At 58.8% G+C, this 9,175-nt stretch carries 11 protein-coding genes and 1 pseudogene; 10 read left to right on the top strand and 2 right to left on the bottom strand.

Annotation, left to right across the window (positions count from 1 at the left end; genetic code table 11):
- Nucleotides 1-137: 137 nt before the first annotated feature.
- From XI08_RS10610 to XI08_RS10580, 7 genes and pseudogenes are all read left to right on the top strand, one after another.
- Nucleotides 138-542 (top strand): MAPEG family protein, encoded by a 405-nt coding sequence (locus XI08_RS10610; protein WP_271574362.1) that lies wholly within the window; start codon nucleotides 138-140, stop codon nucleotides 540-542.
- Nucleotides 543-847: 305 nt separating this feature from the next.
- Nucleotides 848-1,234 carry a cysteine rich repeat-containing protein gene (locus tag XI08_RS10605; RefSeq protein ID WP_129557623.1) on the top strand — a complete coding sequence of 129 codons (387 nt, stop codon included), beginning with the start codon at nucleotides 848-850 and terminating at the stop codon, nucleotides 1,232-1,234.
- 751 nt (nucleotides 1,235-1,985) lie between these two features.
- Nucleotides 1,986-3,368 (top strand): GNAT family N-acetyltransferase, encoded by a 1,383-nt coding sequence (locus XI08_RS10600; protein WP_271574361.1) that lies wholly within the window; start codon nucleotides 1,986-1,988, stop codon nucleotides 3,366-3,368.
- Between the two features lie 253 nt (nucleotides 3,369-3,621).
- Complete coding sequence (locus XI08_RS10595) at nucleotides 3,622-3,879, top strand: hypothetical protein (RefSeq protein ID WP_271574360.1); 258 nt, start codon at nucleotides 3,622-3,624, stop codon at nucleotides 3,877-3,879.
- Nucleotides 3,880-4,136: 257 nt separating this feature from the next.
- Nucleotides 4,137-4,428 (top strand): annotated as a pseudogene (locus XI08_RS10590) (hypothetical protein).
- 106 nt (nucleotides 4,429-4,534) lie between these two features.
- On the top strand, nucleotides 4,535-4,936 hold the full coding sequence (locus tag XI08_RS10585) for a response regulator (protein ID WP_271574359.1): 402 nt from the start codon (nucleotides 4,535-4,537) through the stop codon (nucleotides 4,934-4,936).
- A gap of 8 nt (nucleotides 4,937-4,944) precedes the next feature.
- The gene (locus XI08_RS10580) at nucleotides 4,945-5,340 is read left to right on the top strand and encodes a response regulator (protein ID WP_271574358.1); all 396 of its coding nucleotides are present in this window, start codon (nucleotides 4,945-4,947) and stop codon (nucleotides 5,338-5,340) included.
- A 251-nt stretch (nucleotides 5,341-5,591) separates the two neighbouring features.
- On the opposite strand, the gene XI08_RS10575 is transcribed toward XI08_RS10580, so the two are convergent.
- Entirely contained in the window at nucleotides 5,592-6,488 is an 897-nt protein-coding gene (locus XI08_RS10575) for a LysR family transcriptional regulator (RefSeq protein ID WP_271574357.1), read from the bottom strand.
- A 176-nt stretch (nucleotides 6,489-6,664) separates the two neighbouring features.
- On the opposite strand from XI08_RS10575, the gene XI08_RS10570 reads away from it, so the two are divergent.
- Nucleotides 6,665-7,051: a RidA family protein gene (locus XI08_RS10570; RefSeq protein WP_271574356.1), complete on the top strand. Its 387-nt coding sequence runs from the start codon at nucleotides 6,665-6,667 to the stop codon at nucleotides 7,049-7,051.
- A gap of 259 nt (nucleotides 7,052-7,310) precedes the next feature.
- Here the strand turns inward: XI08_RS10570 and XI08_RS10565 are convergent, their stop codons facing one another.
- Nucleotides 7,311-7,784 (bottom strand): ATP-dependent DNA ligase, encoded by a 474-nt coding sequence (locus XI08_RS10565; protein ID WP_333927155.1) that lies wholly within the window; start codon nucleotides 7,782-7,784, stop codon nucleotides 7,311-7,313.
- A gap of 686 nt (nucleotides 7,785-8,470) precedes the next feature.
- Here XI08_RS10565 and XI08_RS46230 point away from each other — a divergent pair.
- Together XI08_RS46230 and XI08_RS10555 are read left to right on the top strand one after the other, a co-directional pair.
- Entirely contained in the window at nucleotides 8,471-8,953 is a 483-nt protein-coding gene (locus tag XI08_RS46230) for a hypothetical protein (protein WP_249793071.1), read from the top strand.
- A gap of 5 nt (nucleotides 8,954-8,958) precedes the next feature.
- On the top strand, nucleotides 8,959-9,175 hold a 217-nt coding region (locus tag XI08_RS10555; RefSeq protein WP_271574355.1), incomplete at its 3' end, for a hypothetical protein.

Here is a 9,175-nt window from a genome sequence, read left to right as displayed (position 1 = left end):
ACGGACGAGGAGAGGATTTCGTCAGTCTCACGTCTGACCACTGATTTAAGCCCAGCGCGTTCAACCAGTCCTGAATTTGTTTTGTCCGGAAAAGGTCGCCTACAATAAACAAAGGCAGGAATAACGTGGGAGGTGACATGTCCAACACGGGCTACGCACTGACAGGCTTCGTCTCGTGGGCGCTCCTTCTGCTGGTGGTGATGGAAACTATCCGAACGTATCTCGTCGTGACGGGAAAGGTCGCGGCCAACGCGTTCACGCCAGATAATTCTGGACTATCGCCCTTCATGCAGCGCCTCGCCCGCGCTCATGCCAATTGCATCGAAGGTCTACCGATTTTCGGCGGCTTGTTGGCAATTGCGATCATGACCTCAAGAACAGAAAGTACGGACCCTCTGGCGTTTTGGTTTCTTGGCGCAAGGATCGTGCAGTCAATTGTCCATCTCACATCGACCAGCCCGATAGCAGTAAGTCTCCGCTTCACTGCTTTCGCCGTCCAGATGGCGATAGGTGTCTATTGGTCATGGAAGCTGATGGTCTAAGGATTGGCGCGAGTAATCAATGCCATTTTTGCGATGCATGAGTCCGTTGTTGGCCCATCGCCTCAGTTAGTCCGATGCAGCGGCTTGTCTGGAGTTGGGGGCAAAGCTGACCTGCCGGCTGAGCGCCCGGACTTCCCAGTTTGACCCATGGCCTGCTTGCGGAAGACGTCGAGCGGATTGACGCGGCCCTCCGTCCCGCCCAGATAGCCGACTACGCTGATCCGTCCTCCGGAACGAATCGCCTTGCGGCCGACTTTCGGATATCATCCCCAATCTGCCCTTTTTGTATCCCAGAGGAATCTAAGATGGCAGGAATGCGATCCGGGCTTGTTATATTGACAGCGCTGCTTTGGTCAGGCTCTGCCGCCGTGGCACAGCAAGCGGGCAAGCCCTGCGCCAACGATATCAAGACACTGTGCGCCGGCATTCAGCCCGGCGAAGGCAGGATCAAGTCCTGCATAAAGTCGCATTTGACCGACCTGTCACCAGCCTGCGAGGAACGCTTGCTCACGGTTGCCGTGGCCGGAAAGGTGTGCAAGGCCGACGTTGCGAAGCTGTGCGCCGGTATTGTGCCGGGCACCGGCGGTATCAGGGCCTGCATAAAATTGCACATGGCTGAGTTGAGAGATCCCTGCAAGGATGCGATGTCCCAGACCGCGGCGGGCAGGAAAATCCTAAGAGGGGATCTCTAGAAATCCTTCCGCGAGCGTGCCCCACCAGCGGCGATCAACGGAGCCTTTGCTACAATGGGGACAAATTGCGGCAGGCCTGTATCGAAGAACAGAGCTATCCAAGAAACACGGAAGCTAAAGACAAACGCTTGATTGACAAAATGCGGCCGGAGTAAAATGGTTTGACGTCTGCAACTGGCCGATTGTGTTGCAAAAGTCGAAAGTTGCAGGGCTCAAGATTTTTCGCGAAAACACTAAGCAGCGAGCGATCGCTGATTCGTATGACCTCAATCGCGTTACCGAAGTCGCCTGTGAATTTTGCGCGAGGCCGTGAGGTCCCTCGCATCTTGTACGCGAAAGTCGCGCCCACGGCCCGCAGAATTCTGGTCATCGGCGAAAATCGACTTTTGCAACAATATCGGCCCTTAGACGAAGGTCATTGAGCGCGTGTCACGTCGGTTGTCAGGGGCAAACCGGGCGCCGATCCAACTTGGCGTCCACCGCTGCTTTTGACCCAACTCGGACATCCCACGATGTCTGCTTTTGCGCCGCCTGGGTAACGTGTGGCTTGCGCCGCTAAACCACGCAGCGGCGAGTTGAAGTTGAGTTCCATTACCTCTTTTTCCCGACTGAGGTAGCTCTAATTTTCCACCCCGAATAGAGACGCCCGCAACACTATGGGCGAGCCGCTGACGAGGGATGCGCGGCGACTTCTGGGTGGGCTCAAATGAGCAATTGGCGTGCATCGGTACACCATAACTACAGGGTATTCATGCTCGACAACGAAGGCCACATCATCAGCCGCGCGCACCTGGCGTCGCAAAATGACGAAGCTGCAAAGGAACGCGCCACGCACCTCGCCAGCTACGGGCTGGCCGTGGAGTTATGGGACGGCCCCCGCAAGATCGCGATCGCGAGCGGAAGCCGGACGACGCAAGCCAATATCTGCTCGCGATCAAGGCGCGTCGCTTCGGTCGATATCGTCCAAGACCTCGCTGCTGCCGAAGCGGTCTGGCGCAGTCTTGAGAGCCCGAACCATTCTGCCACGCCCTATCAGCGGTTCGATTTCCTCGCCGCTTGGCAGCGTCGGGTCGGGCAGCGCGCGGGGCTTTCCCCCTTCCTCGTGATCGCCCGTGACGACGATGGCCGGCCGCTTGGGTTGCTGCCGCTTGCCTTGCAAACAGCCTTCGGCGTGCGCTGCGCGAGCTTCATGGGAGGTACCCACTCAACCTTCAACATGGGCCTGTGGCAGCGCGAATTCGCGGCGACCGCTACCGAACACGATCTCCACTCGCTGACGGCGATGCTCGCCGCGCGCGACGAAGCCGACGTGCTCGCGCTGCGCCGCCAGCCGACTTTCTGGCGCGACCTGCAAAACCCCTTGAGGCTGCTGCCTCATGAGGCCTCGACCGTCCACTGCCCGGTGCGAACGATCGAGCCGGGCGCGACAACGGTGACCCTGATCAGCGAATCTCTCCGCCGCCGGCTGCAGCGCAAGGAGCGCAAGCTGCAGCCGCTTGCCGGCTACCGCTATTACATCGCGTCTGATGACGTCGACATCACCCGTCTGCTCGACTGGTTCTTCCAGGTCAAGCCGCAACGAATGGCGCAGCAGAAGCTGCCATGCGTGTTCGCCGAACCGGGCGTGCAGGACTTCATCCGCGGCGCCTGCATGACAAAGCTAGCCGACGGCGGCCGCGCGATCGAGATCCATGCGCTCGAATGCGACGAGGAGGTGCTCGCGATCTTCGCCGGTGTGGCCGACGACCACCGCTTCTCGACGATGTTCAACACCTATACCATGTCGCGGAAAGCGAAGTTTAGCCCTGGCCTGATTCTCATGCGCTATGTCATCGATCATTTTGCCGGTCGCTATCGCGCCTTCGACTTTGGCATTGGCTCGAACGACTACAAGCTGCTGGTCTGCCCGGACTACGAGCCGATCTTTGACAGTTTCATCCCGCTCAGCGTGCGCGGCCGGTTCGCCGTCGGCGCAATATCCGCCGTCAACGAAGCCAAGCGTTTCGTGAAAAGCAATCCGGCGCTGCTTGACATTGCTCAGAACCTGCGCAGCAGGTTGCAGAGTGCAAAAACATTCCAGACAACTTCTCTGGTTTTCTTACTTCAAGACTGCTGCAGTCAGTTGGGGCTTTAGCCAGGTCCGCGGTTGGCTTTTTCAGAAGTGCCCGGCCAGCGGACGATGTCCGTTGATGGCCCTTAGCCGACGGTCGATTGAGCGCGTATGTCGACTATCAGGGGGCAAACCGGACGCCGATCCAACTGGCGTCCACCGCTGCTTTTGACCAACTCGGACATCGTTTGCGGGCAGGTTTGATCGCTTGCACGGCACAATACGGAACTGAAGCGGGACCAGCCTGTTGGTTCGATCAGCCAAGTGGAGTCTCGCAATGCGGATCATTCTGATAACGGCGGTTGGCTGGGCGTTGTCGTGCGGATTTGCGACAGCACAGACCGATCCCAGGGACATGGCGACTGGACGCTCGGCACCAGAAGAAAAAGGTCAATTGCAGCCACAAGGTTGGACCGGACCGATTGATACGAAATCGGGTGGCGCGCCGCCGGAAAGCCCGCAAGGTCAAAGCCCACCGGGAATGCAGGCAGCGCCGGACGGATCAACCAAGGTCGTGACCGAGCCACGGAAGTAAGTCTAACTTGGTTTGTCGTTGAGAGGTTAAAGGCGACATAGCTCCACATAACATGTGAAGCGAAAAGGCAGCGACACATTGTGCGTTGCGCCACGAGGCGACAGCACTTCGCGCTTGCTTGAATGGCAAAGAGCAGCCGGGAGCCGGCTTCGATTCTAGGCTAGAGCGGTTCGGGTTAATTGCCAAATTTCCCGAGCGTGGTTACGACCTCTTAGTTGGTTGGGGGATAAGACCGCGGGGTAGGTTCGGTTTACCCAATGCCTAAAGAGAAAGAGCAAGAAAGCCGCCGGGTCTCATTCGAGCATCCAGTGCCCGCGCAAATGATGGCCATCGACGGCACTTGGCGCCGCGCCTGCACGCTTAAGGACGTTTCGGACGCCGGGGCGAAACTTCAAGTTGAGACCTCCATCGAGGGATTGACCCTCAAGGAGTTCTTTCTTCTGCTTTCTTCCACCGGACTTGCCTATCGGCGCTTGTCAGCTCGACCGAGTAAACGGCGAAGAGCTGGAGGTCAGCTTCCTCCGGCAAAAAGCTAAGGCCAAGAATTAATAGCGCGCCGAACTCGTCTCGGAGTGTCGATTTTTCCCGATAGCTTAGGAACTTTTGCCTTGTGTGCACTTTGTAACGCTCGGCGCTCGTGTGCCCGGGGGAGACTTTGACCGAAATACTTCCGACAGTTCTGGTAATCGAAGACGACGATGCGATCCAAGGCATCGTCGAGGATGCATTGAGCGAAGGGGGCTTCGAGGTGGCCATCGCCAAGTCTGGCGAGGAGGCGGTGACGCTGCTCAAGGGCCGGCTCGTCGCATACCGTGCCCTCGTTACTGACATCAATCTCCTGGGAAGGTTCAGTGGCTGGGAGGTCGCGCGGGTTGCGCGCGATATCGATCCCAATTTTCCTGTGGTCTACATATCGGGCATCGCAGCCCATGAATGGCCTGCGCAAGGCGTTCCCCACAGCATAATGCTTCAGAAGCCCTTTGCACCGGCGCAGCTTACAACTGCGGTCTCACATCTCCTCAACGGGCTCCCGGTTGCCGGTTCAAGCAAGGCTTGAGGCAAGACATGACGCAAGCATCGATATTTCTTGTCGAGGATGAAGCGCTCATTCGAATGATGCTTGTCGACATGGTTGAGGAGCTCGGGCATAGGGTAATCGCCGAAGCGGGAAGTATAGAGGAGGCGCGATCCCTGGCAGAAATTGAGGGCTATGATCTCGCGATCCTCGATATCAATTTGCAGGGCACCAACGTGCATCCAGTTGCCGAGGTAGTAAAGAGCCGAGGGCTGCCCCTCTTCTTCCTGAGTGGTTACGGCAGCGTAGGCGTGCCCGACGGATTTGAAGGAATGCCTGTCCTCATCAAGCCCTGTTCGCTGGATGCGCTGAAGCGCATGATTGATGCTGTCCTACCGAATGGAGAGCCCGAAAAACCGCAAGACAAGCCGGCGGGAGCATCGTAAATTTCGAGCGCTAACGGACGGCTTTCGTCGGGGTTTGGCCCTTCGCGGACCTGAACCGCGGAGCCGGTGATGTCCGCTCACAAGCAGACCCTCCACGACGGACCCGCCGACTTCCGAGTTTGACCCTTATGTATGGTCCGGCCGTGCGTAGCAAGAGGTTCGTCGATCAGGTGGTGAGTGGTCTTGCATCAATAAAGTGGTCAAACTGTTTTGCGTGGCTCCATCGCCCAAGATGAAACTGGTTGAAGGAATCAGCTTCCAAGCTGCTCAACCACCAGATCGATGAAACGGCGAACGCGAGCTTCCAGCAGACGCTTGTTGGGATAAATCGTAACGATCTTGACCTGGTCAGCCTTGAAGCCGGGCAGAATCTTCCGCAGGCGGCCTGCACCCAAGTCATTGGCGATCAAGAAGTCGGGAAGAAGCGCAATGCCGAGGCCGGCCACAGCGCAATGTCGGAGGGCTTCTGCGCTATCGAACCGCAGTCGGCTACGAACCGGCGCCTTGATCCAAGGGCCGCCTTCCGTTCGCAGGCGCCAGCCCTGCCTTTGATTGCGGCTGCTGAAGATCAAGCCGTCGTGGGCTGCGAGATCATCGATTGTTTGCGGCTCACCGTGATTGCTGAGATAGGCCGGCGAGGCGCAAAGTATCGCGCCATAACTGGCCACCACCCGAGAGACAAGGCGCGTATCGGGCATCGTCGTGCCAATCCGGATCGCCAGATCGAAACCTTCCTCGACAATGTCGGTCAGACGATCGGTGAAACTTACCTCGACCTGGAGTTCCGGCCATGTCGCGACATACTTCTCTATCAGTGGCAGAACCACGACCCGGCCGAAGGCATCCGGAACGGTGAGCCGCAATATCCCGCGCGGCGTACCGCCATTCCTGGCCATGCTCGCCTCCGCCTCTTCGACGGACGCGAGAACCTGCAGCCCGCGTTCGTAGAACACGCGGCCCTCGTCCGTCACGCTAAGTGTTCGCGTCGTGCGGTTCAGGAGACGAGCGCCGATCCGATCCTCGAGGCGCATCACGGCTTTGGCCGCGGCTGAGCGGGACATTCCCATTGCCCGCCCCCCGGCAACAAAGCTTCCAGCGTCGACGACGGCCATGAAGATGAAGATATCGTTCAAATGCCCGCGCAGCATGAGATGCCCCCAACTTTGAGTGCGGCCATGGCTTCGCTTGTGTGTCGCCCGCCATTCGCCAATCAAACGTCTATATGCATCAAGGCCGCCGCAATGTCGCAGGATACCTATTTAGTTTGGCCTAGCAGCCTGCGCACGGCATCGCGCATCCACCACAAACGACAAGGAAAACTGATATGATTAGCAAAGCAAAGATCTTCGACCACGGTGTCGCGTGGGAAGCAGGCAACAGCGTCACTCAGGGCTATCAGGTCAACAACACCATCTATATTTCCGGGCAGTTTTCCCATGATCAGAACGCATTCGTCGATGGCAATATCGAGGCTCAGACCCGGCTGACGTTGGACAATCTCGATCGGGTGCTTGCGGGCTTCGGAGTCAAAAAATCGAATTTGGCGTACATCGAGATATATTTGATCAAACCGCAGGAGCACTTTGAAGCCAGCGTGCGCGTCTTCAAGGAATATTTGGCGGGCCATCGGCCGGCCGCCACGCTGATCGGCGTGACCGAGCTGGCATCGCCTCAACAATTGGTCGAAATCAGCGCCATAGCACACACCTAACGGAGGACGCCGTTGCCCATGCCGCGGTGTTCCGCCAATCGCGACGACGAGATGCGCGAACATGGATTGCTGACGTCGTGAAACTGTAGAGCGTTGCTTGAACGTGTTCCGATGGCAGCGACGATGTGATCGTGTGCTTCATGTCCTCAAAACTCTCGGTCCATCGCCGGGTGCGTCCGGTTCTTGACCTTGATCCAGTCCTTCGAACGGCGGGCGCTATAGCGTCCGTCGCGCCGTTTCGAGACCAGGCCCTCGAGGCTCAGGGGCAGGCGGCGCCCAGCAGCTCGGTGCCGATCTCCCCCGGCTCGAAGGGCGCGACGAACATGCCATCCGGCCGACCGCGTAGCAGCCGCGCCAGGTTGGTCTTGCGCAGCCTCAGCGGCAATTGGCGCAGATCTTCGCCGCCGAGCGCGAGGACGTCGAAAGCGTAGAGCTGCACCTCGTTGTCGTGCCGGCGCGAGTGCAGGGCGTTGAAGTCGGAGACGCCATCGACACCGACCACCACGGCCTCGCCGTCGATGACGAATTGCTGCTCGCGGTTCTTCAGTGCGGCCTCGACGATCCAGGGAAATCGCCTGGTCCAGTCGTGGCCGTTGCGGGTGAACAGCCGAACGGTGTTGCCGTTGCGCTCGACGCGCAAGCGGTAGCCGTCATACTTGATCTCGTGAATCCAGTCGGGCCGGCCGGCACCACCTTGGCGGCGGTCGGCAGGCAGAATTCGAACGCGGTACATATAGGCCGCAAATAGGATGTGAAGCCCCTAGAAGAAAGGGCCGCCTTCTGGGGGCAGCCCTGTCCAAAGTTTATCAACGCCGGTCAAAAAAATAGGTTCGAGCAAAGCCAGCCCCGGGGAAGTGAAAATTGAACGGGGATACAAACGTCGCGCCCGGTTAAGGAGATGAAAGCAGCCGATTGTTTCAAGAATATTTCGTCGGCGCTGTTCGGCGAAGGAACGCTGGTAGCGTTGCACAGGGGGCAACGGAGGAAGCTCACAAAGTTAATCTGGGACACTCAACATTTGTTAGGGCCAGCGATGAATCGAGGGGCGGAGAATGTCGGCGGCGCCCAGCCTTGAGCCGGTGCGTCGTGGCGGTCCCGGCGTCTCGCCTCCAGCCCCGAAGGCGCTTGGGGCCGCTCACAAGGCATTTCAGTGCCGCCAGCCGTCCTTGTCGACCTCCACCCGAAAGCCTTCGGCATGCGCGGCACTTTACCTTCGTCGGTAACGTTGCAGGCCGGGCAGGGCGCGCCAGCGCCGCCACAGGTGCAGGCGCGCGGGTCGTCCCAGGGACGGTCCTGATGGTTCTCGCAAACCCAGCCGCGATCGTCACAGTTGGCGCACGTCGTGGCCATTGCACCGGGCGGCCAGGGGCCTTTCCTCGTTGGACATCAGGCCGACCCCGCCAGGGCAGCGCTAGCTGCATGTCGAAGCGCTTTGTGGCGTTAGCGGCGATGAAGGCTTGTAGCGCAGACGAGATCTCGGCGCCGGAGTCGGCTGCGATGGGACGGCTGGACGTCGGACTGAGGGCTCTCCGCTTGGCGGGCCGGACCACCAGATCGGCGGGGAAGCTGTCACATTACTTTGACAGACAGGTGCCAGTTTGGCAGGTGCTGGGATTTCAGAGCCCAGACCGGAATACCCGGCGAACTCTGCCGAGCGAATATACTCCGATTGTGCAGCGTTCAGCATCCTCTCAATTTCGGGAGTTAGGTGTGTTTAATGCTGAAATGACTGCGCTGCTCAGGGCGGTGCTCGAGGAAGTTTGCGAAAATATTCCTGTAAGCGAGACGGGCGCCAGAGCGTACGTTGCCTCGAAGCTGCTCGATGCTGCGGCACATGGACAGCTCTCAACCGACGCGTTGAAAGCGGCGGGTCTCAAGGCCTTGAACCCACCAACGATGTAACGGTGATGTGCCGCACGGCCTTCAGCGAAGGTTCGATCGCCAGGCTCATGCCCGCCGGTTACGCTGGCGGGCCCAATTGGCGTACAATTTTGGATTGTGCGACCAAGTTGCAGGTGCTATTTTTTCCCGGCCATGTGGAGCGAGATACTAGTCATCTGGAACGCAAGTTCGTCACATTAGTTGATAGCTCGAATCTCTACACAGGAGAGAGCTCGTGGCGAA

The sequence above is a fragment of the Bradyrhizobium sp. CCBAU 11361 genome (assembly GCF_028128935.1).
Lineage (GTDB): Bacteria > Pseudomonadota > Alphaproteobacteria > Rhizobiales > Xanthobacteraceae > Bradyrhizobium > Bradyrhizobium niftali.
This window is presented reverse-complemented; position numbering and strand designations above follow the sequence as displayed.

Coding starts and splice junctions, on each gene's coding strand:
- XI08_RS10575 (WP_271574357.1), bottom strand. CDS start 6,488: ATGCTGCGCGGGCATTTGAACGATATCTTCATCTTCATGGCCGTCGTC.
- XI08_RS10610 (WP_271574362.1), top strand. CDS start 138: ATGTCCAACACGGGCTACGCACTGACAGGCTTCGTCTCGTGGGCGCTC.
- XI08_RS10600 (WP_271574361.1), top strand. CDS start 1,986: ATGCTCGACAACGAAGGCCACATCATCAGCCGCGCGCACCTGGCGTCG.
- XI08_RS10595 (WP_271574360.1), top strand. CDS start 3,622: ATGCGGATCATTCTGATAACGGCGGTTGGCTGGGCGTTGTCGTGCGGA.
- XI08_RS10570 (WP_271574356.1), top strand. CDS start 6,665: ATGATTAGCAAAGCAAAGATCTTCGACCACGGTGTCGCGTGGGAAGCA.
- XI08_RS10580 (WP_271574358.1), top strand. CDS start 4,945: ATGACGCAAGCATCGATATTTCTTGTCGAGGATGAAGCGCTCATTCGA.
- XI08_RS10565 (WP_333927155.1), bottom strand. CDS start 7,784: ATGTACCGCGTTCGAATTCTGCCTGCCGACCGCCGCCAAGGTGGTGCC.
- XI08_RS10605 (WP_129557623.1), top strand. CDS start 848: ATGGCAGGAATGCGATCCGGGCTTGTTATATTGACAGCGCTGCTTTGG.
- XI08_RS46230 (WP_249793071.1), top strand. CDS start 8,471: ATGTCGAAGCGCTTTGTGGCGTTAGCGGCGATGAAGGCTTGTAGCGCA.